Source organism: Leucobacter luti (assembly GCF_050310065.1).
GTDB lineage: Bacteria > Actinomycetota > Actinomycetes > Actinomycetales > Microbacteriaceae > Leucobacter > Leucobacter luti_B.
On record NZ_CP190007.1, the window covers coordinates 437016 to 460992 of the forward strand.

Below are 23977 nucleotides of genomic sequence, written 5' to 3' on the forward strand. Positions count from 1 at the left end.
AGGCGAGCATGCGGCACGAATCCCCGATGAACCTGGTTCTCGACATCGAGCGGGCGCCCGGGACCGGCGCGCGCCAGCACGTCGCCGGGCAGCTGCGGGCGGCGCTCCTTTCGGGCCAGGTCGCGGCGGGGGAGCCGCTGCCGTCGACGCGGGTGCTCGCCGCGTCGCTGGCGGTTTCACGTGGAACAGTCGTCGCGGCGTACGAGGACCTCGCGGGCGAGGGGTACGTCGAGATACGGCCTGGGAGCGGGACCTTCGCCGCGCGTGAGCTGCCGGGCGCCGCGAAGGTCGTGCCCCAGGATCCCGCACCGTCGACCGGGCCGCGGCAGAAGGCCGCGCAGCCAGGCGACACCGCTGAGATCAGTCTTTCGCCGGGCAGCCCGGCTGCGCGCTTCCACGAGGATCGCGAGTGGGTGGCCGCCTGGCGCGCGGCGCTCCGCACGCCGGCTCCTCCCGTGCCGCCGGGCCCGGCCGGCGAGGCGCCCCTGCGCCAGCTCATCGCGCAGCACCTCGCGGCTCACCGGGGGGTGCGGTGCTCGGCGGACGAGATCCTGATCACGGCCGGCACGAGCGACGCGCTCGGGCTGCTCGTCCACGGACTCGCCGAGCGGACACGCGGGCGGATCGGCGCGACCGGGGGCAAAGAGGATCCTCGGCTCAGGATCGCGACGGAGGATCCCGGCTACCCGGCCGCGCGCCGAGTGCTCGAGCGCCTCGGCGCCGAGGCGGTCCCGATCCCGCTCGGCGACGGCGGGATGGACCTCGCAGCGCTCGCCGCGGCGCCGGGTCCGTTCGCGGCTGCGCTCCTCACCCCGAGCCACCAGTACCCGCTCGGCGGGCGCCTGCACGTCGCCGACCGGCTCGCCCTCATCGCGTGGGCCGAACGCGAGGACGCCGTGCTCATCGAGGACGACTACGACAGCGAGTTCCGGCACGGCGCCCCCGCGCTCCCCGCGGTCGCCTCGCTCGACGCGACCGGCCGGGTCGTGCACATCGGCAGCTATTCGAAGACGCTCACGCCGTGGCTGCGCTGCGGCTACGTCGTGGTGCCGGATCCGGGCCTCCGCGCGCGCATGCTCGAGGTGCGCGAGGATCTCGGCCAGCCCGTCTCGGGCGCGATGCAGCTCGCGCTCGCCGAGTATCTGCGCTCGGGCGGCCTGCGGAGGCACCTCGCCCGTCGCGGCCGGGAGTACGCGCACCGGCGCGGGCTCGTGATGCGTGCGCTCGAAGCGCTCGCGCCCGGTGTGCGGCTCGCCGCCGTCGAGGGCGGTCTGCACGCGGTGCTGACCTGGGATTCCGGGCCCCCGAGTGGCGAGGTCGTCCGGGCGCTCGCGCGGCGCTCGATCCGGGTCGCGCCGCTCACGGACTACTACCACCCCGGTTCACCGCGACTCCGTCACGGTATCGTGTTCGGCTACGGTGCCCCCACCGACCTGCAACTGCAGGCAGCGCTCGCCGCCATCGTCGACGAGCTGGGCGGGTGTGCGGGCGGGGCGAAGGGTCGCTGGGGCGCGATTCAGCCGCGCGGCACGACCCCGACCCGCACCTCGCGGTGCTCGGCGGCACGCACGAGCGCGGCGTCCAGCTCGGAGAGGGGGTAGCGCGCGCCGACGAGTTCCTCGAATGGGAAGCGCCCGCGGCAGCGCGCAAGGAACGCGACCGACTCCTCGAGGTCGCGCGGGGCGTAGTTGTGGACGCCCGTGATCGTCGCGATGCCGCGCACGATGCGCTCCGGATCCACCGGCACCGGCGGGCCCGGGAACACGCTTCCGACCCACACCGCGACCCCGCCGACGGCGAGGGCGGCGAGCCCGGCCGTGACGGCGGAGGCCGCCCCTGACGCGTCGAGCACGACGTCGTATTCGCGCGCGGGTCCGTGTGCTTCGCGCGCGCTGGCGGCGGGATCCGGAGCCTCCGGCGCGATCGTCGTCGCCGCGCCGAAGCGCAGCGCCAGCTGCTGCCGCACGGGGTCCGGATCGCTGAGGGTCACCGTTGCGCCGCGCTCGAAGGCCATCGCGCACGCGGCGAGTCCGATGAGGCCCCCGCCGGTGACGAGGACGGTGGCGCCCTCGAGCGGGAGCGTGCGCTCCGCGGCTCGCAGTCCGGCCCAGGCCGTCGCGACCCCGCAGCCGGCAGGGGCGAGCACTTCTGCGGGCAGTTCCGCGGGCACCGGCACGATCGCGGTGCCTGCCGGGAGTAGCACGTGGGAGGCGAAGCCGCCGCTTAGCTTCCACTCCTCGCGGAAGGTTTCGTGCCCGAACTTCCGCAGCGACCGGCACTTCTGCGGGAGCCCTCGCGCGCAGCGGTCGCAGCTTCCGCAGCGCACGGCGAGCGACCACACCACGCGGTCGCCGATCCGGAGCGGCTCCCCGCTCGGCGCCGTCGGCGCGGGGGAGCCGAGCGCGGTGACGTGGCCGACGGCCTCGTGGCCGAGGACGAGCGGCGTCGGTTCGATCCGATGCCCGAGGGCGGTGTGCACGTCGGAGCCGCAGACGGTCGCCAGCTCGATCGAGACGAGGGCCTCGCCCGGCGCGGTCTCCGGCAGCGGGATGGTGCGCGGAGCGTGCGGCGTGCCCGGCCCGAGGAAGAGCTGGGCCGCGGCAGCCTCCGCCGCACCAGCCTCCGCCGCACCAGCTTCCGCCGCACCAGTTCCCCCCGCGGCGTGCGGCATCACACCGCGGCCGCGGTCTGCGGCAGGAGGATCCCGCGCAGCCCCGTGATGTCGTCCAGGATCACCCCGGCGCCCGCCTCCTCGAGGGCGGCGCGGTCGTGCGCGCCGCTCAGCACGGCGCCGACCAGGCCGGCTCCGGCGCGGCGGCCTGAGGCGACGTCGCTCACGGTGTCGCCGAAGACGGCGACGTTCTCGACGGCGGTCGCGCCCGTGCGGATGAGCGCCGTGAGCACGAGGTCGGGGGCGGGGCGGCCGCGGCCGGCGTCGACCGGCGAGAGCGCGGCGTCGACGAGCTCGCGCCAGCCGAGGGCGTCGAGGATCGCGTCGCGGGTCGCGGGGGCGAAGCCTGTGGTCAGCGCCACTTTCAGGCCCGCCGCGCGGAGCTCGGTGATGAGCGCGGCGGCGCCGGGGATCTCCTCGACCCCGTCCTCGGAGACGAGCTCGGCGTAGGCGACCTCGAACGCGTCGGCCGCCCGCGCCGCGAGCTCGGCGTCGCCGCCCGAGAGGTACGTGAAGACGTCGAGCTTCGATCGGCCCATCGTGTCGCGCACGTAGGCGAGCGCCTCCTCCCACGGCATGCGGGCCGCGACGCCCGTGCGCTCGTTCGCCCGCGCGAACGCGCGCTCGACGACCCCGTCGTCGCGCACGGTCGTGCCAGCCATGTCGAGGACGACGAGCTCGATGGGGGCCGGGAGGGCAGACGGGAGGGCGGAGTTGAGGGCGGTGTTCATGGGTGTTCCTGTTCTATGTCCTGCGTGTGCTGCGGTTCAGTGCGGAGGGGAGCTTCGCGGAGCGCCTCCGCGAGGACGCGCTCCGCGAACCCGAGACCCGTCGTCATGCCGATGCCAGTCGTGACCGACGCCGCGACGACGCGCTCGGCGACGTGCTCGAGCAGGAACTCGCCCGGCGCCTTCGCGTAGACGCCCTGCCAGCGCTCGATCACGCGGGGCGCGGGGATCCCGAACAGCGCGCGCGCCTCGTCGAGGATCGCCTGCTGGCCGTCCTCGGCCTGGAAGGGGAGGGGGGCCGCGTCGGTCGCGTGGGTGTCGCCGAGGAGCAGCGTGCCGTCGGGCAGCTGCGTGTACATCTGGTTGAGGTCGATGGCCGCGAGGTCGGGGCGCTCGCCGTGGAGCCGCTCGCGCACGGGCGCGGCCTCGGGGAGGCCCGCGAACCTGCCGTAGCGGATGAGCGACCAGCCGGTGAGGAGCGGCGCGTCGAGCGGGCGGGGGAGCGCGGCCTGCACGCGGAGCATGTCGAGGGCGCAGCGCTCGACGCCGCGGCGCTCGGCGAGCTCGGGGAGGAGCTCGTCGAGGTCGTGGTTCACGGCGAGGATCACGCGGTCGGCCGAGATGGGCCCCCAGCTCGTGAGGAGTGCCGGGGAGGCGGATCCGCCGCCCGCGACGAAGCCCGTCGCGGCGGTGCGCATCCGGAACTCGACCCCGAGCTCGGCGAGGTGGGCGGCGATCCTGGCGCCCGCCTCGCGCGGGTTCGTCTGCAGGTCGGCCGCGATGTGGCCGCCGCCCACGACGAGGCCAGGGGCGACGGGGGCCGCCGCCTCGAACTCGGCGGCGCCGAGGAGCCGGATCCCGCCGCCCTCCGCCGCGGCCGCCAGGAGCCGCAGCTCGTCCTCGTGGCGCGCGGCGACGAGGGTGCCGGACTCGCGCAGCCAGAAGCCCGCGTCGCGGGCGAGCCGGAGCCAGTGCTCGCGCGCCGCGTCGCCGTAGGCGCGCGCCTCGCCGGTCTGGGCGCCGATGCAGAGGTGGCCGAAGTTCCTGATGCTCGCGCCGGTGATGCGGGATCGGCGCTCGACGACGACGACCCTGAGCCCGCGCCGCACCGCGGCGTAGGCCACGCCGAGGCCGACGATGCCCGAGCCGACGACGGCGACGTCGAAGGCGGCGCCGGATCCCGCGCCGGATCCGGATCCCGACCCGGCCGCGCTCACTTCAGCACCTTCCGCATCCACATCGCGAGGCCCTCGACGAGCAGCACCGTGACGAGAATCATGAGCACGATCGACCCGACGAGCTGGTAGTTCGAGCCCTGGCCCGCGTTCAGCAGGTAGTAGCCGACGCCGCCCCCGCCGACGATCCCGAGCAGGGTGGCGGCGCGGATGTTCGTGTCGAGCAGGTAGAAGGTGTGGCCGACGAGCGACTGGGCGCCCTGGGGGAGCGTCGCGCCGAAGAACATCTGGAGGCGCGAGGAGCCGGCGGCCGTGAGGGCGCGCTCGGGGCCACGCGGCACCTCCTCGAAGGAGTCGGCGATGAGCTTGCCGAGGAGCCCGATGCCGCCAAAGGCGAGGGCGATCGTGCCGGCCTGCGCCCCGAGCCCCGTGATCACGATGAGCACGATCGCGAGGATGAGCTCGGGCACCCCGCGGATGCCGACGAGCAGCAGCCGGAAGCCGGAGCGCGTCGCCGGGTTGGGGGCGACGTTGCGTGCGGCGAGCGAGCCGATCACGACCGAGGCGACGAAGGTGAGGAGCGTCGCCGCGAGGGCGATTTGGATCGTCTCGACCATCGCTCCGAAGATCGTCGCGAAGCCGTAGTTGCCGAAGTTCGGCGGCCAGAAGGACGCCGCGACCGGGGGAACCTTCTCCCAGAACGTGAGGAAGTCGGACCAGATGATCCCGCTCACCGCGACGCCCGCGACGACGGCCGCGAGCGCGATCCAGCCCGCGGCGACGTTGCGCACGCGGCCAGCGGTCCACGGCCGGCGCATCGCGGCGTCGACCGAGGCGAAGCGCGGATCGGCGGGCGCGGTGCCGGCGCCACGGGGGCCGCCGGTGCCGCGGGATCCGCGCCGCGAGCGGCCGCGCGAGAACAGCCGCACGAAGACGCCACGGCCGGCGTTCTCGCCCAGCATGCTGACGCGCACGGCGCTCGACACGACCTCCATGAGCACGCAGAGCGCGAACATCACGAGGGCGATGCCGAGGCCGAGGCCGTAGTTCAGCGAGCTGAAGGCGTGCGACATCGCGAGCCCGAGGCCGGCGACGCCGACGTAGCCGAGCACGACGGAGCCGCGCAGGTTGATGTCGTTGCGGTGCAGCACGGTCGCGACCCAGGAGGGCATGACCTGGGGCAGGATCCCGGCCGTGAACTCCTGCAGCTTGGAGCCGCCCGCCGCGCGGATCGCGAGCCGCGGGCCCTCGTCGATCTGCTCGATCGCGTCGGCGAAGAGCTTCGAGATCATGCCGACCGAGTGGATCCCGATCGCGAGGATGCCGGGGAGTGCACCGAGGGAGAAGAGCAGCACGAACACCATCGCGAGCACCACATCCGGCAGCGCACGGGTAAAGACCCCGATGAAGCGGGCGAACGCGCGCCAGCCGGGGCCGGGGGTCGTGTTGGCGGCCGCGAGGTAGGCGACCGGCACGGAGAGCAGCGCGGCGAGCACGGTGCCCGTGAGCACGAGCCCGACTGTGAGCACCGTGAGCTGCAGCAGCTCGGCCGGCTCGGGGAACTTCAGCCCGCCGACGCGGGCGAAGAAGCGCTCAGCGTTCGCGCCGCTCTCGAGCATGCTCGGGATCGAGATGTTGACGCGCGCGAGCGCCCACACGGCGAGGCCGGCGAGGATGAGGAGCGCGATCCCAGCGGCGATGCGCTGCGGATCCGGCTGGCGCCTGGGCGCGCGGGCGAGGATGCCCGTGTCGCCCGAGACCTGGCGGGGCGAAGTGCGGGGCGGGGTTGCGACGCTCACGAGACGAACTCCTCCTGCGCGCGGGGCTGCAGGCCGGCGCGGAGCTCGCGGTCGACCGCCTCGAGCTCGTCCGTCGGGGTCGCGACGCGGCCGTAGATCTCCATGACCTCGGCGCGGCTCAGGCCGTCGGCCGGGGTGTCGAGCACGACGGCGCCGTGGCGGAGGCCGACGATCCGGTCGGCCCACGAGATCGCGAGGTCGACCTGGTGGAGGCTGCACACGACGGTGAGGCCGTCGGCCGCGGCGATCTCGCGGATGAGCGCCATGACCTGCGAGCTCGACTCGGGGTCGAGGGAGGCGACGGGCTCGTCCGCGAGGAGCACCTCGGGATCCTGCATCAAGGCGCGCGCGATCGCGACGCGCTGCTGCTGGCCGCCCGAGAGCGTGTCGGCGCGCTGGTAGGCGCGGTCGAGCAGGCCGACCCGGTCGAGGTGGCCGAGCGCCTTGCGCTTGAGCGCGCCCGGGTAGCTGAAGAGCCCGAGCCGCGGGCCGCGGAGCGCGCCGAGCGCGCCGCTCAGCACGTTCTCGAGCACCGTGAGCTCGCCCACGAGCTCGAACTGCTGGAAGATGAAGCCGACGCGGCTGCGGAGGCCCCGCAGGCGCGCGCCGGAGAGCCGCGACACGGGCTCGCCGAGCACCTCGACCGAGCCGGCGGTCGGGGTCTCGAGGCCGTTGATGTGCCGCAGTAGGGTGGACTTTCCGGATCCCGAGAGGCCGAGCAGCACCACGATCTCGCCCCGGTCGACCCGGAGGTCGACGGCGCTGAGCGCGGTCGTGCTCTCGCCGTAGCGCTTCGTGAGATCCGAGATCTCGATCACGGGTGAGGTGTGCGGTGCGGTCATGATGTCTGCCTCTCGGGATCCGGGACGTCGGCGGTCAGGCAGGCGCTAGGCCTTGCACTGCTCCGCGTCGGTCTTCTTGCAAATGTCGCGGATCTGGTCGTAGTACTTGTCGTCGACCGGCTCGGTCGAGTAGAAGGTCGCGCGGAACGCGTCGGTGTCTGCGCTCTTCACGCCGGACTTGATGATCTCGTCGATCGACACCTCGGAGAGCGCCTCGGTGAGGGTCTTCTTCACGTCGTCGGGCAGCGCGTTCGCGAGCACGATCGGGGCGCCGGGGACCATCGTCTTCTCGATGACCTTGACCTTGTCCGACTTCTCGGCCTCGCTGTCCTCGGCGAAGCCGGCCTCGCACTCCTTGCCCTCGCCGACCTTCTGCACGCTGACGTCGTGCTTGCCCGCGAACACCGGCGTGATGTCCTTCTGCGGATCGATGCCGGCCTCGAGCAGGTTGTAGCTCGGGAAGAGGTAGCCCGAGGTTGACGACGGGTCGACGAAGCACACCTTGTGGCCCTTGAAGTCGGCGATCGAGGTGATGTCGCTGTCGACCGGGACGATGGCCTCCGAGTAGTAGCCGGGCTCCTGCCCCTCCTCGGTCACGATCGAGGAGATCGGGGTGAGCTCCGCGCCGTTGTTCGTCGCGGTGACGTAGGTGAAGCCGGAGAAGGAGGCGACGTCGATCTTGCCGGCGATCGCGGCCTCGATGAGCGCCGCGTAGTTGGTCGACTCGTGGTACTCGACCTTCTTGCCGGTCTCCTGGGCGATGTAGTCCATGAGCGGCTGGTAGTTGGTCTCGGTGTCGACCGAGTCGGGGACGACGCCGAAGACGAGCGTGTCCGAGTTGCTCGCGAAGGCACCGGTCTCGCTGGCGGAGGACTCGGTGGCGTCGGCCGAGCTGGAGCAGGAGGCCAGGCCGAGGCCGAGGAGGGCGATACCTGCCATGGCCACGGAGGCCTTGAGCGCACGAAGGTTCATGATTGCCTTTCGAAGGGGTGGGATACGAACCGCCACTACCCTCGCACCCGATCGGGGCACAAATATACCTATCTGAGAAATGTTCAGGGGGTGTTTACCGGGAAAGGCCTAAGTTGAACAGCTGATGACGGTTTCCTGGGGGCTTGAGGGGGGTGTGGCGCGACAGATAACATGCCTATGTGAGCAAAGTTGTCTACTTGCAGATTGCCGAGGACCTGCGCGCCCGGATCCAGGACGGCCGCCTCGCACCCGGTGAGAGCGTGCCGACGGAGGCCGAGCTCGCCGCGGAGTGGCAGACCTCGCGCGGGCCCGTGCGGAACGCGCTCGCCGCGCTGCGCGCCGAGGGGCTCGTCGAGACGGGCCGGGGCCGTGCGGCCAGGGTCGCGACCCGCAAGCCGAGCCAGGCCGTCGACGTCGAGATCCCCTTCACCCGCTGGGCGGAGGCGATCGGGGCGACGCCGGGCGCGCTCACGCAGCAGATCTCCCTGCGGCGCGCGGATTCCCGCATCGCCTCCTCGTTCGGGATCGCCGAGGGCGAGCACGTGGTCGAGGTGCTCCGCCTGCGCTTCCTCGACGGGAGGCCCACGATGTTCGAGCGCCTCGCCTACCGGGAGGACCTCGGCCGCATCCTCTTCGAGCACGACCTCGACACGCTCTCGATCACGGAGCTCCTCGCGACGAACGGCTTCCCGCGCATCGACGTCGTGCACGAGATCGACGCGATCGCGGCGGACGAGCTCGACAGCAGCATGCTCGGGATCCCGGTCGGGGCGCCGATCCTGCGCCTGCACCGCGTCGCGCGCGACGCCGAGGGCCGCGTCACCGAGGTCTCGGACGACCACTACCGCAGCGACATCGTGCGCTTCACGGTCGCGGCGGCGGGCGGCGGCAACGGCCGCGGGGCGAGCCGCGGCAGGCAGGCCGACGGCGGCCCCTACCTGCGCGGGCTCCAGGGCTAGCCGGAGGTCCCTGATGGTGCGCGAGGCGCGGGGTGCGCGCCGCGCCGCGACCCGCAGCGCTCAGCCGGAGATCCACGTTCAATTGCAAAATTTTGGGCAGGCAGTCGAGCTGAACGCAGAACTCAGGGTGAGCGCAGGAGAAACCGGAGGGAAAACCGCTAGCCGATCCCGAGCAGCACGATCCCTCCCGTCACGACGACCGCCGCGATGACGCGCGGCACCGGCCGTTTCTCGTGGAACACGAACGCCCCGAAGAGGCTCACGAGTACGACGCTCACCTCGCGCACGGGCGCGACGAGCGAGACGGGCGCGATCGTCACGGCCGTGAGCACGAGGATGTAGGAGAGCGGCGACAGCACCCCGAACGCGAGGAGCCGGCCCCAGTTGGCCCGGAACGTCGGCACGAGCTCGCGCCGCCTGCGCCACACGGCGAGGCTGAAGAGCGGCACCTCGAGCGCCGTGCAGCCGACCATGAACGCGACGGGGGAGATACCCCACTCGCGCAGCGCGTGGGTGTCCCACACGGTGTAGGCGGCGATCGCGACCCCCGTCGCAAGGCCGAACGCGATGGCCGGGTCGACGCGCCGCCCGGCGGGGGCGGATCCGGTGCGCGACGATCCCGCGCCTGCCGATCCGGAGCGCGGCGATCCGCCGCCCGCCGGCCGCCGTCCGATCAGCCCCATCGCGACGACGCCCGCGATCACCACGAGCACCCCGCCGAGCGCGAGCGGGCTCGGCCGCTCGCCGAGCAGCGCGACCGCGACGACGAGGGTGAGGAGCGGCCCCGTGCCGCGGGCCGTCGCGTACACGGTCGAGAGCTCGCCGCTCGCGTAGCCGCGCTGCAGCAGCAGCATGTAGCCGACGTGCAGGATCGCCGACACCCCGATCCCGAGCGCGAGTCCGCCCCAGTCGGAGGCGCCGATCCCGCCCGTGAACGGGATCGCGCCCACCCAGAGCAGCACGCTGAAGACGGAGCCCCACCACAGGAACGGCAGGCCCGTGCGGCTCGAACCGTGGGCGATGATGTTCCAGCCGGCGTGGGCGAAGGCGGCTGCGAGGACGAGGAGGAAAGCAGTGAGCGACACGGGGAACCTTCTGCTCGCCGGTTTCGGGCAGGCGAGCGCGGTTCCTCCGGGCTTTTGTCCTGTCAGATGACGCGGGATCGCGGGATCCCCCGTGGCGACGCTCGGACCAGTCGGGCCGCACCTCCGCGAGGCCCCGGAACCCTAGTCGCTATCGCCGACCATGCTACCCCGCCGGCACGCGCCCGGTCGACCCCGTGGAACGAAGAATCGGCCCGGAAGTCGCAGAACAGGGAACCATTCCGCGGCCGACGGGCCGATTCTCGCGTGCGGGTGCCGCTACTTCTTCGTGTAGAGCGTGCCGGGCAGCTCGAACTGCGTCTGCTCGGGCTTCGTGCCCTTCGCGTTGTCCGCGATGAGGTCGGCGACCTTCTTCGCGATCTCGGGCCAGTTCTGCTTCACGGTCGCGACGAAGGGGCCGCCCTTGTCGATCTCGGCGATCGCGAAGTCCTGGCCGTCGACCCCGACGACGGGCACGTCGGTCACGTTCGCGGCGTTGAGCGCCTGCGTCGCGCCGAGCGCCGGCTCGTCCCAGCCGCCCCAGATCCCGTTCAGCTTGTCGCCCTGCGCCGAGACGATGTCCTGCACGGCCTTGCGCGCGTTGTCGACGGGGCCGGGCACCTCGATGTGCTTCTCCTCGAGGATCGTGATCCCGGCCTTCGTGAACACCTCGCGGGCGCCCTCGGCGCGCGCCTTCACGCCCGGGTGCGGGTCGTGGGTGAGCATCACGATCGAACCGTCGCCCCCGATGGCCTCGATGAGCGCGTTCGCGCTCTGCTCGCCGAGGTCCTGGTTGTCGCTCGTCACGTTCGCGAGGATGCCGTCGGCCTCGGCCGCGTCGATCGCGAAGACGGGAACCTCCGCGTCGGCCGCGGCCTTCAGGCCGAGCGAGATCTGCGTCGGATCGCCCATGCCGAGCACGATCGCGTCGGGCTTCTGGGCGGCGGCGTTCTGGAACGCGCTGTTGAGCTTGTTCATGTCGCCCGCGGTGTCCTCGACGCTGACGTCCCAGCCGCGCGTCTTGCCCTCCTCCTTGAAGAGGTCGATGACCTCCTTGGTGGTGGCGTTCCCGAGGTAGGGGGTGACGACGGCGATCGTGAGCCCGTCGCCCGATCCGCCCTCCCCGCCCGAGCCGGCGTTCGAGGTGTCGCCGCTCGCGCACGAGCTCAGCGCGAGGCACGCTGCCGCGGCGAGGCCGATGGCTGCGAAAGTCCTGGTCAACTTCATTGTCTTGCCTTTCATGGTGGTGCTGCTGGAGCGTCTCAACAAGTATCGGGTGTGCGCGATCCCTAGAGGGCATTCGCGATGTCGTGGAAGCTCGGCGCGAGCGCGTCGTAGAGCCTCCGGTGGGCCGCGATGAGCGGTTCGAGCAGCCCGCGGTCCCGCGACGGCCGGGTCTCGATGTCCGTCGGCCCCGGCGTGAAGAGCGGTTCGAGCCGGTGCGGGATCGCGAGCGCCGCTGCCGCGGCCCTCGCCGCGGAGTGGGTGCCGGGATCGTTCGCCTCGCGCGTCACAATCGTCGCGTCGAAGACGTCGGCGAGGATCCGGCGCCACGCGGCGCTCGATGCCGCGCCGCCGACGAGCGGGATCCGGCGCTGGTGCACGCCGAGGGAGTCGGCCGCGTGCCTGAGCGCCATCGCGACGCCCATGAGCACGGAGAGGTAGAAGTCGTCTGGCCCCGTCGCCTCCTGCACGCCGATGAAGGCGCCGCGGAAGTCGGCGTCGCGCACGGGCGTGCGCTCGCCGCCGAGGCCGGGCAGGCAGAGCGGCTGGGCCGCGGCCGAGCCAGGCTCCGCGATGCGCGCGGCGATCCGGGTCTCGATCGTGGCGAAGTCGAGGCCGGGGAGGAAGCACTTGCGCGCCCAGTTCGCGGACGCCCCGGCCGACTGCACGGCCCCGATGCGCAGGCGCGCGTCCCAGCCGGGCATCACGAGCGAGTGGATCGGCGAGGGCTCCGCCGCGGGATCCACCTCGGTCACGGCCGCGAACCACCCGGTCGTGCCGAGGTAGAGGTAGGCGTCGCCCGGCTCGGAGCCCACGAGTCCGTCGGTCGTGGATCCCGCGTCCCCCATCGCGTGCACGACGGGGATCCCGGCCGGCACGCCGAGCTCGGCGGCGGCCGCGGCGGTCACGGCGCCCACGACGGCGTCCTCCGGCAGCGGCCCGAGGAGCCGGGGGAGGAGGGCCGCGTCGCAGCCCGCCGCCCGCGCGACCGGCGCGAGCCAGGCGCGCTCCGCGACCCCAAGGAGGCCCGTCGTCGAGGCGGTGATCGTGTCGACGACGGCCGCGCCCGTGGCCCGCCACGCGACGAAGCCGGGGGCGCCGAGCAGGAGGTGCTCGGCCGCAGCGAGCGTCTCCGGCTCGTGCCCGGCGAGCCAGGCGATCTTCGCCGCGACGTTCGAGGCGTCCTGCTGATTGCCGGTCAGCCGCTCCCAGTCGGGCAGCTCGCGCAGCAGGCGCTCGTGCTCGGCCGTCGCGCGCGTGTCCGAGTAGAGGAGCGCCGGCCGCAGCGCGCGGCCCGCCGCGACGGGGATGAGATCCTGCATCTGGCCCGTGAGCCCGAGGGCGCCGAGGCGCTGCCCGAGCCCGGTCTCCGCGAGCGCGCGCCGCGCCGCCTCCCACCAGTCGCCCGGATCCTGCTCCATCTCGCCGGAGTGGCCTGCGCGCGTCGGGTAGTCGGCGTGCGCGCGGGCGAGCACCTCGCCGTCCGGCGTCACGACGGCGAGCTTGACGCTCGACGTTCCGAAGTCGAGGCCCGCGATGAGCTCCATGTCAGCGCCTCCGCCGGTTCAGGCGGCTGAGGCTCACGGCGAGCACGATGATGAGGCCCGTGAGGATCTGCTGCACGTAGCTGTTGACCTGCATGATGTTGAGCCCGTTGCTCAGCACGCCGACGATGCCGAGGCCGACCGCCGTGCCGCCGACCGTCGGCTGGCCCGCCCGCGAGAGCGTGATCCCGAGGAAGACGGCCGCGATCGAGGAGAGCATGAAGGCGTCGGCCGCCGAGGGGTGCCCGGAGGCGAGGCGCGCCGTCAGCACGATGCCGGCGAGCGCGGATCCGAAGCCCGAGACGAGGAACGCGGAGAAGCGCACGAGGCGCGTCTTCACGCCGGAGAGGCGCGCCGCCTCGGCGTTGCCCCCAACCGCGTACCAACTGCGCCCGATCACGGTCTTCGAGAGCAGGAACCAGATCACGAGCGCCACGATCACCGCGATGATCACGGGGATCGGGATCGGGCCGAGGCGGCCCTGGCCGATCCAGACGAACGAGTCGGGCAGACCGAACACGGTCGTGCCGTCGGAGAGGAGCAGCGCGAGGCCCGCGAAGGAGGTCATCGTCGCGAGCGTCGAAATGAACGCCGAGAGCCCGAGGAACGCGACGAGGAAGCCGTTGATCGCGCCCGCGAGCACCCCCGCGAGGAGGCCGAGCGGGATCGCGATCCCGGGCGGCGTGCCGCCGACGAGCAGCTGCGCGACGATCACGCCCGTGAGGCTCGCGAGCGAGCCGACGGAGAGGTCGAAGTCGCCGACCACCATGACGACCGTCTGCACGGAGGCGATGATCGCGAGCACGGCGAGCTGCTCGAGGATGTTGACGAAGTTCACGGGCGTGAGGAAGACCTGCGGCCTGAGCGCCGAGAACAGCACGATGAGGCCGATCAGCCCGAAGAGGGTGCCGAGGGTCGCGAGCCACGAGAGCGAGGCCCGGCGCTTCGCCGGAACGGTTCCTGGAGCCTGGGGAGTCGTGGTCATGATGCGGTCTTCCTGTAGCAGAGGGAGAGGATCGATTCTTCTGAGGCGCCGGCCGCAGGCACGACGCCCGTGAGCTCGCCCTCGTGGAGCACGGCGATCTCGTCGGCGATGCCGATGAGCTCGGGGATCTCGCTCGATACGACGACGACGGCGACGCCCGACTCCGCGAGCCGCCTGATCAGCACGTAGATGTCGGACTTCGTGCCGACGTCGATGCCGCGCGTCGGCTCGTCGAGGAGGAGCACGCGGGGCTGGCGCTCGAGCACCTTCGCGAGCACGACCTTCTGCTGGTTGCCGCCCGAGAGCTCCTCGACGGGCTGCCGCACCGAGGTCGTCTTGATCTGGAGATCCTTCGCCCACTTCTCGGCGGTGCGGTGCTCGCGGGCGCGGCTCATGACCCCGGCACCGCTGAGCGAGCCGAAGTTCGCGAGCGCGATGTTGCCTCGGATCGAGTCGGTGATGACGAGGCCCTGGCCGCGCCGCTCCTCGGGCACGAGCGCGATCCCGTCGCCCATCGAACGCCCGATCGAGTGGCGCGTCACGTCGCGCCCGTCGAGCAGCACCCGGCCGCCGCGCGCCCGCTGGGCGCCCGCGACGATCTTGAGGAGCTCGCTGCGGCCGGCGCCCGCAAGGCCGGCGATCCCGAGCACGCGGCCGGCGCGGGCCGCGAGGCTGACGCCGCGCAGCGTGTAGCCGCTCAGCTCCTCGACGCGGAGCACGGGCTCGGTGCTGGATCCGGATCCGGATCCGGATCCCGCGCCGCCGCCTTCGCCAGCTCGCTCGTCGGCCCGCGGCGGGAAGGCCTGGCCGTGCGCGCGCCCGATCATCGCGGAGACCACGTCGTCGTGCGAGGTCTCGCCGATGGGCTTCGTCCAGACGTGCGTGCCGTTGCGCATCACGGTCGCCGTGTCGCAGAGCGCGAACACCTCCTCGAGCCGGTGCGAGACGTAGACGATCGCGGTCCCGGCGTCCCTGAGCTCGCGGAGCACGGCGAAGAGCTGCTCGGTCTCGGTGTCGGTGAGGGCCGCGGTGGGCTCGTCGAGGATGAGCACGCGGGCGTCGCGGGCGAGGGCGCGGGCGAGCGCGACCATCGTCTGCTGCACGGCGGAGAGCTCGCCGACCGGGGTGCCGAGCGGGATCCGCTGCCGCAGCCGCTCGAGGATCGCGGCGGCGTCGCGGTTCAGGCTCCCCCGGTTCACGAGGATCCCGGCGCCGGGGCGGCGCACGCCGAGGAAGATGTTCTCGGCGGCGCCGAGGCTCGGCACGAGCGTGAGCTCCTGCGGCAGCGCGACGATGCCGCGGCCCTGCGCGTCGCCGACCGAGCGGAACTGGTGCGGCTCCCCGTCGACGAGGATCTCGCCCTCGCTCGGCTGGATCGCGCCCGACAGCATCTTGATCAGGGTCGACTTGCCCGCGCCGTTCTCGCCGAGCAGCGCGTGGACGCTGCCTGCGTGGAACTCGAGCGTCATGCCGGCCACGACCCGCACGGGCCCGTAGTCCTTGCTCAGCCCGCGGGTCGCTAGCGGCGGGCCGGGCTTCGCCCCGGCCAGTGCCGTCTCCGTGTGCGCCGCCTTCGGCACCGGTGTCGTCGTCATCGCTTCGTCGCCCTCCGCGTCTAGCGGCCGCCCCGCACGAAGGGGAGCGAGGAGTCCGCGAGCACGGGTGCGTCACTCGAAAGCAGCAACGACAGCCCCCTCTCATCCGCCTGCCGATCCACTGACACGACAACGCTATCGCCTGCCGTGAGCGCGCGATCGTCGACGACCGCGGATCCCGTCGTGCTGAAGGTCAGCCGCGACGAGAGCAGCGCCGCCTCGCCCTCGCGCCTGCCGAGCAGCTCTGCGGACTCGGCGTCGAGGTTCGTGGCCTGCACGGTCTCGTGCGCGCGCCCCACCGCGGTGCCCGTCGACTCCTCGATCAGCTCGTACAGCGAGCGCTCGCCGAGCGCCGCGGCGTCGATCCTGGCCCCGAGCGCGAGCGGCAGCACCGAGGACTGCAGAATGAACGGGTCGCCGTCGACGAAGCGCAGGCGCACGAGCTCGTAGGCCGCGGGCGACTCGAGCCCCATGCGGTGCTGCTCGAGAGGGGAGACCTCGATCGGCTCGAAGCCGAGCACCTCGGTGCGCAGTGTGCGGCCCGACGCCGCGACCTGCACGGCGAGGCTCGAGAGCCGCCCCATCGGCAGCCGGAATGCCGCGCGCCCCACGTAGGTGCCCTTGCCCTGCTCGGTCACGAGCAAGCCCTGCTCGATGAGGAGCTGGATCGCCTGGCGCACCGTCATGAGGGTGACCCCGAAGCTCTCGGCGAGCTCCTTCTGGGAGGGCAGCGGCTCGCCGACCGCGAGCTCCTCCTCGGTGATCGCCGCCGTGATCGCGCGCGAGATCGCGACATACTTCGGCAGGCCGTCGTTGCGGCTGAAGGAGATGCGCTGCGGCGACCAGGCGCCGCGCTCGGCCGGCCGCGTCATCGGGCGGCCCGGTGCTCGGTCGCGGATCCGGATCCGGCGTCTGCCGCCCTACGTCGGCCGACGAGCGCCGGCGCGACCTCGTCGACGAGCGCGGTGATCGCCTCCGGGCCGTCTTCGGCCGCGCGCACGAGCCGCGTTCCGATGATCGCGCCGTGGGCGCCGGCGTCCATGAGCAGCTCGACCTCGTCGGCGCCGCGCACCCCGAAGCCGACGCACACGAAGTACTGCTTGCCGCCGAGCGCCTCGCCGAGTTCGCGAAGCCGCTCCTGCGCCTTCTCGGGGATGAACTGCCCGCCCGTGCGGAGCGACGCCGACTGCAGGTAGATGACGGGGCGCTCGATCGCGCTCGCCGCGAGCGCGGGCAGGTCCTCCTCGAGGTAGAGGAAGATGACGGGCTCGATCCCGCGCGCCTGCGCCCGCTCGCCGAGCGCGAGCTGCTCGGCCATCGGGTGCTGCGGCAGCAGGTAGGCGTCGATGTCGGCGGCCGCGAGCGCGTCGAAGAAGTCGTCGGGGTCGACGCCGTCGAGCGTGGAGGCGTACGCGAGCGCGACGATCGTGTCGTCGGGCAGCGAGCGGCTCGCCGCGGCGAGCTCAAGCGCCGCGGGGATGCCGCTCAGGTGCTGCGAGGCCCGCTCCGCCGCCTGCTGGATGAGCGGCCCGTCGAGCGCGGGGGCGGGGCCCGGCATGCTGACCTCGAGCGCGTCGAGCCCGGCGTCGAAGCCGGCGCGGGCCGCGGCCGTGAACGCGGCCGGATCAGGGAATCCTGCGGGCAGGAAGCCCATGAGCATGCCGCGCCGCTCCGACTCGAGCTGCTCGAGCCTGCGCCTCAGTCTGGTGGTCATCGTTCCCCCTTGAACGCGATCTTCTAGAAGACTAGATCAGTGTAGGGAGATGCTGAGCGGGAGCGCAAGAGGTTTTTCGTGGAGAGGCGCCAGCTACCCGTCGTCGCCCTGCTCCGCGGCGATCCGGCGCAGGATCCCGAGCAGCGCGTTCACCACGGGGTTACTGCGGTCCGCCTGCCGCGAGACGACGTGCACTCCCATGCGGTGGTGCTGCTTGAGGCCGGCGATGCGGATCTGTCTGAAGTCGTCGCCAGAGACCTCGTCGTCGAAGCGCGGCGCGAGGCTCACCCCGCGGAAGCTCGGCGGCTGGTCGGCGATGCGGGTGAAGAGCACGGGGTTGTGGCGCAGCCGCGGCTCGAACCCGGACTGCAGGAGCACGCTCTCGATGAGGTCGTAGGTGCCGGGAGAGAGCTCGCGCGGGATCACGAGGAATGATTCGTCGCGCAGCTCTTCGAGGCGCACCTCGGAGCGCCGCGCGAGCGGGTGCGTGCGGGGCACGCGCAGCACGAACTCCGAGTCCCAGAGGAGCTCGGAGCGGAGATCCGGCGTCCACGGCGGGTGTCGCACGACCGCGAGCCCCAGCTCGCCGGCCGCGACGGCCTCGCAGGCCTCCGAGGTCCAGAGCCGCCTCAGCCTGATGTCGAGCGTGGGCAGCTCCGTCGCCGCGATCTCGAGCAGCCGCGTCACGAACTGCACCTCCGTCGTGATCGTGTGCCCCACCGTCACGACCGCGCCCGAGAGCCGGGGTAGCGCGTCGAGAAACCTGGTCAGCGCCGGATCGACGCGCCCGAGGAGGAGCCTCCCAGCCTCCGAGAGCGTGAGCTGCCGCGCGCTCCGGTCGAGTAGCTCCACGCCGAGCTCGCGCTCGAGCGCGGCGAGCCGCTGGGACACGGCGGCGCGGGAGACGCGCAGCTCGGCCGCGGCCCGCGTGAAGCTGCCGTGGTGCAGCACGCTCCGCAGCGCGTCGATCTGGCCGAGCGAGACCACGCGATCACCCGCCCAGCCTGGCGAGCAGCGGGGCGCTCGTCGAGCGGGCCGAGAAAACGACGTGCTCCAGGCCTTCGATGGCCGCGACCCGAAACCGCGAGGTCGAGTTCGGCCAGCGGCTCGCAAGGTCGATCAGGATCCCGCCCGAGAGGAAGGCCCGCTCCTCGGCGCCGCTCTCGAGCTGGCGGGGGCGGATCCCGTGCCGCGCGAGCACCGCGTGGAGCCCCGGGGCGTCCGCCGGCCCGAGCGCGTGCGCGTCGGCGCTGCGGAGGTCGCGTGCCGCGAGCCGATCCACCCCAAAGAACGGGTGGTCCGCGGGGAGCGCCGCGACGACCTGGTCCTTCGCGATCACGAAGGCGCCGGATCCCGCTGCACCGGTTTCCGCGGCGTCCGTTTCCCCCGCATCGACACTGATCGAGTTCGGGTTCGCGCGCCCGATCTGCCCGAGCTCCTCCCCGCGCACCTCGTGCTGGTGGATCTCGCTCTCGGGGTCGGAGGAGCGCAGCATCCCGCCGATCCGCGTCGCGAGCGCGGAGCCCTCGGCGTGGTGATACACCCGAATGACACCCGGGAACGCGACGGCGCCCCTCGCGAGTGCGATGCCCTCGTTCGCGTCGGCGAGGAGCTCAGTGGCGAGCGCGAGCAGCTGGCTGCCCTGCGGGGTGAGCGCCACCGATCTCGTCGTCCGGCGCAGGAGCGGCACGCCGAGGATCGCCTCGAGCGAGCTGATCTGCCTGCTCAGCGAGGGCTGGGAGAGGAAGAGCGTCTCGGCGGCACGGCGGAAGTTCAGCGTGCTCGCGACCCGAAGGAAGCACTCGAGCTGGCGCAGCGTCAGCGACGAGTACCGTCCGTCGCTCGCCGCTTCGTCGCTCATGGCCACAGCCTAGGTCGGATCCGCGCGCAGGGGGAGAGATTGATGCAGTTTGCTTGCGCCCGTGGCTACGAATCGGCCTTGGACGGGGGCCGCGAGGGCGGCGCACAATAAGGCGTGCAGGGCCATCCGGGCGGATCATGAACGCACGAGCGGCCTCCGCCGACCCTGCAACGAACGCATCACTGATCCAAAGGAGTGTTCCAGTGAATCACGAACAGGTACTCGAGTCGGACAACCCGTCCGCAGACTTCCGCTACTACTACCGCGACGGCATGCCGCTGCGCCGCCGGCCCAAGCCGCTCACCGACGCGCCGGCGTGGGGCCACATGCGCCACCTGGTCTTCGACCGCTGGCACGAGGTGCGCGACGACTGGAGCTACGACACGCCCCAGACCCGGCTCCTCGACGACCACATGTGGCAGAGCGACGAGCTCATGGACCGCGTGGTCGAGATGTTCCGCCGCGAAGGCTCGGTGCAGGCGCGGGCCAAGTTCCGCGATGCGCTCGAGAACGGGATCGAGACGGTCGAGGATCCGGCACCGGAGCTCGTCGAGCTCTTCGCGCAGGTCGACTCGCTGCCCGAGTGGTACGACCCGGTCGCCGCCGAGCGGGGGCGCATAGCGCTCTGCAACGTGACGAGCGCCGCGCAGTCGCTCGCGCTCAACTTCGGAGTCTTCGCAACCTCGATGGAGACGCGCACCTCAGCCGCGGTGGGCGCCACGAACATGCTGGTCTCGCGGCCGATCCAGCGCAACGTCGAGAGCTCGCAGTTCTTCACCGAGATCACTTACTCCGACGTACACGACCGCCGCAGCCCGGGCTTCCGCTCGATCCTGAATGTCCGGCTCGTGCACGCGCAGGCCAACCGCGGCCTCATGAAGAAGTGGGGCGACGGCCACTTCAACGACTTCGGCATGCCGATCTCGAGCTCCTTCCTGCTCGGCGGCGAGGGCTGGTTCGCGCTCATGCCGCTCGCGGCCGACGAGATCCTCGGCCGCCCGCAGCCGGATCACGTGTGGGACGACGTCGCGATGCACTGGGCCCACATCCTGTACCTCTTCGGCGTCGAGGAACGGCTGATCCCGCGCACGGGGGCGGAGATGCGCACGATGGCGGACTACATCTTCGCGCACGCGGGCGTGCCGAACCAGTACCGCCAGGAGGTCGCTGGCGCCGTGATTGGCGCGCTCAGCTCCGCGAGCCCGAAGTTCGCCGGGGCCATGCTCGGAGGCGTCACCTGGCTCATGGGACAGCGCGAGGTCGAGGCCCTCGTCGAGGGCACCCAGTGGGAGGCGAGCGACCTGAACTACATGGCCTCCGTCTGGCACGCGGCCGCGCGCGGCGAGGTGCTCACCGCGGCGCTCCGCGACGAGATTCCGGAGCTCCGCACGGAGCGCGTGGAGATCGCGAAGCAGGGCAACCCCCACATGTCGGCGCTGCTCGAGTACGCGAAGATGGCGTCCGAACAGGCCGAGGTGCCGACCGACTTCAGCGGCCACGACGACGCCCTCGAAGGCTCTCGATTCGGCGTCGCCGCGGCGGGCGCGCGCTAACGCCTGCGGACCACGCGGCTGCCCAGCCTCCGGAGCGGTTCTGCGAAGAACTCGAGCTCGTGCCTCGCCGAGATCTCGAACGCACGCCGCATCCGGGCGCGGGTGGCCGCGTCGGCCCCGGCCGCGCACTCGGTCACGATGCGGATCGCCTCGCGGTTCAGCCCCTCGAACTCGGGATCGCCGTAGGTGCGCAGCCACGAGGCGTAGGGGTTGTCGTCCGTCGCGTGGTCGAGGAGGCGCGATCCCGTGTCGACGTAGAGCCAGAAGCAGGGGAGCACCGCGGCGACGATCTCCGCGTAGGATCCCCGGGCGGCGGCCGCGAGCAGGTGGTCGACGTAGGCGATCGTGACGGCGCTCGGCTCGGCCCCGAACAGGGGGTCGCGGGCCGGCTTTGTGCTGTCGGCACCGGCGCCGTCCGCACCGGCCCTCACGAGGAAGCTCGCGTGCAGGTCGAGCTCCGCAGCGATCGCGCCGTTCGCGCTGCTCGCCCAGAAGGCCTGCTCCCCTGGGGTCGGTGCGAGCGCGCTCGCCGCGGCGAGCACCCGCGAGTAGTCCCGCAGGTAGAGCGCGTCCTGCTCCAGGTACCAGGTGAACGCGTCGCGGTCGAGGGCGCCGCTCGCGAGGCCGCGCACGAAGTCGAGCCCGTCGATCGCGGCGCGCGTCGGCGCGATCCCGTCCCACCACTCCAGTGCGACCTCCGCGGCCGACGGCCGCGCGATCCCGCCGCGCTCCCACAGCCCGGCGAAGTGGGAGACGGGGCCGTTCCCGCGGCCCACCGCGAGCGTGCCCGCCGCCTCGATGCTGTCGCTCAGCCACGCCTTCGCCGCCCGCACCGAGTCCTCCCACGAGCGGCCGAGCGCCCGCTGGGTCGCGACGGCCGAGGAGAGCGAGCACCCGGTCCCGTGCGTGTTCCTGGTCCGGATCCTGGGCGCCGAGAAGTCCGCGAGCACCCCGCCGGCGTCCACGAGCGCGTCGGGGGCGACCGCACCCTCGAGGTGGCCGCCCTTCACGAGCACGAGCACGCCAGCGTTCTGCGCGAGCTCGTGCCCCTGCGCGAGCGCCTCGTCCCAGCTGCGCGCCACGGGCCGGCCCGTGAGCGCGGCGAGCTCGGGAATGTTCGGCGTGACGAGGTCCGCCGCGCCGACGAGGGAGCGCAGCCGCTCCTCCGCCCCGGCGCTGAGCAGGCGGTCGCCGCTCGTCGCCACCATCACGGGATCCAACACGACGACCGGCGGGCGCACGGCCTCGAGCCACGCGGCGACGGCATCGATCACGCCCTCGTCGAAGAGCATGCCGATCTTCACCGCGTCGATCTCGACGTCGTCGCTCACGGCCGCGAGTTGCTCGGAGAGGAAGGCCGCGGGCGGGGTGTGGATGCTCCGCACGCCCGTCGTGTTCTGCGCGACGAGCGCGGTCACGGCGGCCATGCCGTAGCCGCCGTTCGCGGCGATGCTCTTCAGGTCGGCCTGGATCCCGGCGCCGCCCGTCGGATCGGTCCCCGCGATGCTGAGCACGCGGGGGACTGCCTGGCTGGTCTGCTGCTCGTTGGGGGTCACTTCGTTCCTTTCCAGGGGTTCGTATTCGGTGCTGGGGTGCGCCAGGCCGCCGCGAGGGCGGCGGCCGCCGCGCGCGGATCCGGGGCGGCGCACACCCAGGAGACGACGGCGGCGCCGGCGAGCCCGCGCTCGCGCAGGAGCGGGAGGTCGTCGGCCACGATCCCGCCGATCGCGACGGCCGGGATCCCGGATCGCGCCGCGCGCTCGGCGAGGGCGGCGACCCCGGGGATCCCGAGCGGCGGGGGCGCGTCGACCTTGGAGCGCGTCTCGCGCACCGTGCCGATGCCGAGGTAGTCGGCGCGGGCCGCGCTCGCCGCCGCGCGGTCGACCTCCTCGGCGGAGCTCGTCGTGAGGCCGATCACGGCCTCGGGCCCCACGAGGGTGCGGGCGGTCTCGAGCGGCAGGTCGTCCTGTCCGATGTGGATGCCGGCGATCCGGATCCCGCGCAGCCTCGCCGCGAGGAACACGTCGACGCGGTCATTCACGAGCACGGGGATGCGCTCGGGCAGGCGCTGCGCGAGCGCGTCGAGGAGCTCGAGCGAGCGGCGCGCGTCGCCGTGCTTCTCGCGCAGCTGCACGGCGGTGACGCCGCCGGCGACGGCCTCCGCGACGGTGTCGACGAGCGCGCGGCCCGCGGACTCGGACTGCCCTGAGTCCGTGACCAGGGTGACCGAGAGGTCGATCATCAGCGCGCGGCGGCGAAAGTCGGCGCGCCGAGGGACACCCTGGCCCGCTCGGCCACCGTCCCGGCGTCCACGCGGTCGAGCGCATCGAGCAGCTCGGGCACGAACGACCCCGGCCCGCCGGCCCGCTCGGCGGCAAGCTCGCCAGCGACGGCGTAGCTCGTGCACGCCGCGATCGTCGCCGCGAACGGGTCCTCGGCGACGGCGGCGAAGGCCGCGATGACGGCGCCGAGGGCGCAGCCCGCCCCCGTGATGCGGGTGAAGAGCGGGTCGCCGTTCGCGATCCTGGCCACGGCGCTCCCGTCGGTCACGAGGTCGACGGCGCCCGAGACGGCGACGACCGCGCCCGTTTCACGGGAAACGCTGATCGCGTCCGCTTCTGCCTCGTCGACGCCGTCGACGGCGTCGACGCCGCGGGCGCCGGATCCGGAACCCGCGAGCGCCCGGATCTCCGAGGCGTTGCCCCTGATCACGGTCGGCCCGAGCTCGATGAGCTCGCGGGCGAGCTGCGTGCGCACGGGCAGCGCGCCGAAGCCGATCGGGTCGATCACCCAGGGCGTCCCGGCCTGGGCTGCCGCGCGCGCCGCCTGGTGCATGGGGGCGCGCTGCTCCGCGGGCGGGGTACCGAGGTTGATGAGGAGGCCGCCCGCGATCTGGGCGAACGGCCCGGCCTCTCCCGTGATGTCGACCATCGCGGGGCTCCCGCCGATCGCGATCACGGCGCTCGCGACGAGATTCGTCGTGACCGTGTTCGTGATGCACTGGACGAGCGGCGCCGCCTCGCGGAGCCGGGTGACGAGGGCCGGATCGAGGCCGGCGGGGTCGGGTATTTCTGCGTGCGAGCGCGACATGCGCGACATCCCTTCGCTAGTACGAACTAGATCAGGTTCGACGGGTGTGATCTCAGCCCCTGCGGGGCACCCCGTGTCACTTGCCTGCCCAGCATAGCGAATCGGCGACACTTGTCACCCTGCCTGTTTGCCGCCGCTCCCGTGCCGCGCCGGGGTTTGAGTGGTAGCTTTCAAGGGATTCGT

21 protein-coding genes and 1 riboswitch are annotated in these 23977 nt (G+C 72.7%); of the genes, 3 read left to right on the plus strand and 18 right to left on the minus strand.

The window, feature by feature from the left end:
* Positions 1 to 26 precede the first annotated feature (26 nt).
* A complete protein-coding gene (locus ACOPJ3_RS02015; RefSeq protein ID WP_427870159.1) occupies positions 27 to 1601 on the plus strand; it encodes a PLP-dependent aminotransferase family protein in 1575 nt (524 codons plus the stop codon).
* On the opposite strand, the gene ACOPJ3_RS02020 is transcribed toward ACOPJ3_RS02015, so the two are convergent.
* The 6 genes from ACOPJ3_RS02020 to ACOPJ3_RS02045 are packed head-to-tail and all read right to left on the minus strand — an operon-like array spanning position 1517 to position 8187.
* Entirely contained in the window at positions 1517 to 2671 is a 1155-nt protein-coding gene (locus ACOPJ3_RS02020) for a zinc-binding dehydrogenase (RefSeq protein ID WP_427870160.1), read from the minus strand. The two genes, ACOPJ3_RS02015 and ACOPJ3_RS02020, sit on opposite strands and share 85 nt — an antisense overlap.
* Positions 2671 to 3402 carry an HAD family hydrolase gene (locus ACOPJ3_RS02025; protein WP_427870161.1) on the minus strand — a complete coding sequence of 244 codons (732 nt, stop codon included), beginning with the start codon at positions 3400 to 3402 and terminating at the stop codon, positions 2671 to 2673. Before ACOPJ3_RS02025 ends, ACOPJ3_RS02020 begins: the two co-directional genes overlap by 1 nt.
* On the minus strand, positions 3399 to 4616 hold the full coding sequence (locus ACOPJ3_RS02030) for a TIGR03364 family FAD-dependent oxidoreductase (RefSeq protein ID WP_427870162.1): 1218 nt from the start codon (positions 4614 to 4616) through the stop codon (positions 3399 to 3401). The genes ACOPJ3_RS02025 and ACOPJ3_RS02030 overlap by 4 nt, the downstream gene beginning before the upstream one ends.
* Positions 4613 to 6373 (minus strand): PhnE/PtxC family ABC transporter permease, encoded by a 1761-nt coding sequence (locus tag ACOPJ3_RS02035; protein ID WP_427870163.1) that lies wholly within the window; start codon positions 6371 to 6373, stop codon positions 4613 to 4615. The genes ACOPJ3_RS02030 and ACOPJ3_RS02035 overlap by 4 nt, the downstream gene beginning before the upstream one ends.
* On the minus strand, positions 6370 to 7215 hold the full coding sequence (gene phnC / locus ACOPJ3_RS02040; RefSeq protein WP_427870164.1) for a phosphonate ABC transporter ATP-binding protein: 846 nt from the start codon (positions 7213 to 7215) through the stop codon (positions 6370 to 6372). Before phnC ends, ACOPJ3_RS02035 begins: the two co-directional genes overlap by 4 nt.
* A gap of 45 nt (positions 7216 to 7260) precedes the next feature.
* Positions 7261 to 8187 carry a phosphate/phosphite/phosphonate ABC transporter substrate-binding protein gene (locus ACOPJ3_RS02045; RefSeq protein WP_427870165.1) on the minus strand — a complete coding sequence of 309 codons (927 nt, stop codon included), beginning with the start codon at positions 8185 to 8187 and terminating at the stop codon, positions 7261 to 7263.
* A gap of 179 nt (positions 8188 to 8366) precedes the next feature.
* On the opposite strand from ACOPJ3_RS02045, the gene ACOPJ3_RS02050 reads away from it, so the two are divergent.
* Positions 8367 to 9146 carry a GntR family transcriptional regulator gene (locus ACOPJ3_RS02050; RefSeq protein ID WP_427870166.1) on the plus strand — a complete coding sequence of 260 codons (780 nt, stop codon included), beginning with the start codon at positions 8367 to 8369 and terminating at the stop codon, positions 9144 to 9146.
* Positions 9147 to 9304: 158 nt separating this feature from the next.
* On the opposite strand, the gene ACOPJ3_RS02055 is transcribed toward ACOPJ3_RS02050, so the two are convergent.
* The 9 genes from ACOPJ3_RS02055 to ACOPJ3_RS02095 all read right to left on the minus strand — a co-directional run bounded on the left by ACOPJ3_RS02055 (position 9305) and on the right by ACOPJ3_RS02095 (position 19151).
* Complete coding sequence (locus ACOPJ3_RS02055) at positions 9305 to 10231, minus strand: EamA family transporter (protein ID WP_427870167.1); 927 nt, start codon at positions 10229 to 10231, stop codon at positions 9305 to 9307.
* A gap of 276 nt (positions 10232 to 10507) precedes the next feature.
* On the minus strand, positions 10508 to 11449 hold the full coding sequence (locus ACOPJ3_RS02060) for a sugar ABC transporter substrate-binding protein (protein ID WP_427870168.1): 942 nt from the start codon (positions 11447 to 11449) through the stop codon (positions 10508 to 10510).
* Positions 11450 to 11517: 68 nt separating this feature from the next.
* Positions 11518 to 12999, minus strand: a complete 1482-nt coding sequence (locus ACOPJ3_RS02065) for an FGGY family carbohydrate kinase (protein ID WP_427870169.1) — start codon at positions 12997 to 12999, stop codon at positions 11518 to 11520.
* 1 nt (position 13000) lies between these two features.
* Complete coding sequence (locus ACOPJ3_RS02070) at positions 13001 to 13981, minus strand: ABC transporter permease (protein ID WP_427870170.1); 981 nt, start codon at positions 13979 to 13981, stop codon at positions 13001 to 13003.
* Positions 13978 to 15576: a sugar ABC transporter ATP-binding protein gene (locus ACOPJ3_RS02075; RefSeq protein ID WP_427870171.1), complete on the minus strand. Its 1599-nt coding sequence runs from the start codon at positions 15574 to 15576 to the stop codon at positions 13978 to 13980. Before ACOPJ3_RS02075 ends, ACOPJ3_RS02070 begins: the two co-directional genes overlap by 4 nt.
* A 20-nt stretch (positions 15577 to 15596) precedes the next feature.
* A complete protein-coding gene (locus tag ACOPJ3_RS02080) occupies positions 15597 to 16448 on the minus strand; it encodes a GntR family transcriptional regulator (RefSeq protein ID WP_427870172.1) in 852 nt (283 codons plus the stop codon).
* Positions 16445 to 17290, minus strand: coding sequence for a tryptophan synthase subunit alpha (locus tag ACOPJ3_RS02085; RefSeq protein WP_427870173.1), 846 nt, complete (start codon positions 17288 to 17290; stop codon positions 16445 to 16447). The genes ACOPJ3_RS02080 and ACOPJ3_RS02085 overlap by 4 nt, the downstream gene beginning before the upstream one ends.
* 93 nt (positions 17291 to 17383) lie before the next feature.
* On the minus strand, positions 17384 to 18277 hold the full coding sequence (locus ACOPJ3_RS02090) for a LysR substrate-binding domain-containing protein (protein ID WP_427870174.1): 894 nt from the start codon (positions 18275 to 18277) through the stop codon (positions 17384 to 17386).
* 4 nt (positions 18278 to 18281) lie between these two features.
* Entirely contained in the window at positions 18282 to 19151 is an 870-nt protein-coding gene (locus tag ACOPJ3_RS02095) for a LysR family transcriptional regulator (protein ID WP_427870175.1), read from the minus strand.
* Positions 19152 to 19354: 203 nt separating this feature from the next.
* Between ACOPJ3_RS02095 and ACOPJ3_RS02100 the strand changes: the two genes are divergently transcribed.
* Positions 19355 to 20704: an oxygenase MpaB family protein gene (locus ACOPJ3_RS02100; RefSeq protein WP_427870176.1), complete on the plus strand. Its 1350-nt coding sequence runs from the start codon at positions 19355 to 19357 to the stop codon at positions 20702 to 20704.
* On the opposite strand, the gene thiD is transcribed toward ACOPJ3_RS02100, so the two are convergent.
* The 3 genes from thiD to thiM all read right to left on the minus strand — a co-directional run bounded on the left by thiD (position 20701) and on the right by thiM (position 23794).
* Positions 20701 to 22260, minus strand: coding sequence for a bifunctional hydroxymethylpyrimidine kinase/phosphomethylpyrimidine kinase (gene thiD / locus ACOPJ3_RS02105; protein WP_427870177.1), 1560 nt, complete (start codon positions 22258 to 22260; stop codon positions 20701 to 20703). The two genes, ACOPJ3_RS02100 and thiD, sit on opposite strands and share 4 nt — an antisense overlap.
* Complete coding sequence (thiE, locus tag ACOPJ3_RS02110; protein WP_427870178.1) at positions 22257 to 22946, minus strand: thiamine phosphate synthase; 690 nt, start codon at positions 22944 to 22946, stop codon at positions 22257 to 22259. The genes thiD and thiE overlap by 4 nt, the downstream gene beginning before the upstream one ends.
* A complete protein-coding gene (gene thiM, locus ACOPJ3_RS02115; RefSeq protein WP_427870179.1) occupies positions 22946 to 23794 on the minus strand; it encodes a hydroxyethylthiazole kinase in 849 nt (282 codons plus the stop codon). Before thiM ends, thiE begins: the two co-directional genes overlap by 1 nt.
* A riboswitch (TPP riboswitch) is annotated at positions 23786 to 23878 on the minus strand. Its footprint overlaps the gene before it by 9 nt.
* Between the last annotated feature and the right edge of the window lie 99 nt (positions 23879 to 23977).

Bases quoted from the DNA above. Each gene is read 5' to 3' on its own strand.
- ACOPJ3_RS02015 (WP_427870159.1), top strand. From the start codon at position 27: ATGAACCTGGTTCTCGACATCGAGCGGGCGCCCGGGACCGGCGCGCGC.
- ACOPJ3_RS02020 (WP_427870160.1), bottom strand. From the start codon at position 2,671: ATGCCGCACGCCGCGGGGGGAACTGGTGCGGCGGAAGCTGGTGCGGCG.
- ACOPJ3_RS02025 (WP_427870161.1), bottom strand. From the start codon at position 3,402: ATGAACACCGCCCTCAACTCCGCCCTCCCGTCTGCCCTCCCGGCCCCC.
- phnC (WP_427870164.1), bottom strand. From the start codon at position 7,215: ATGACCGCACCGCACACCTCACCCGTGATCGAGATCTCGGATCTCACG.
- ACOPJ3_RS02045 (WP_427870165.1), bottom strand. From the start codon at position 8,187: ATGAACCTTCGTGCGCTCAAGGCCTCCGTGGCCATGGCAGGTATCGCC.
- ACOPJ3_RS02065 (WP_427870169.1), bottom strand. From the start codon at position 12,999: ATGGAGCTCATCGCGGGCCTCGACTTCGGAACGTCGAGCGTCAAGCTC.
- ACOPJ3_RS02070 (WP_427870170.1), bottom strand. From the start codon at position 13,981: ATGACCACGACTCCCCAGGCTCCAGGAACCGTTCCGGCGAAGCGCCGG.
- ACOPJ3_RS02075 (WP_427870171.1), bottom strand. From the start codon at position 15,576: ATGACGACGACACCGGTGCCGAAGGCGGCGCACACGGAGACGGCACTG.
- ACOPJ3_RS02080 (WP_427870172.1), bottom strand. From the start codon at position 16,448: ATGACGCGGCCGGCCGAGCGCGGCGCCTGGTCGCCGCAGCGCATCTCC.
- ACOPJ3_RS02085 (WP_427870173.1), bottom strand. From the start codon at position 17,290: ATGACCACCAGACTGAGGCGCAGGCTCGAGCAGCTCGAGTCGGAGCGG.
- ACOPJ3_RS02095 (WP_427870175.1), bottom strand. From the start codon at position 19,151: ATGAGCGACGAAGCGGCGAGCGACGGACGGTACTCGTCGCTGACGCTG.
- thiE (WP_427870178.1), bottom strand. From the start codon at position 22,946: ATGATCGACCTCTCGGTCACCCTGGTCACGGACTCAGGGCAGTCCGAG.
- thiM (WP_427870179.1), bottom strand. From the start codon at position 23,794: ATGTCGCGCTCGCACGCAGAAATACCCGACCCCGCCGGCCTCGATCCG.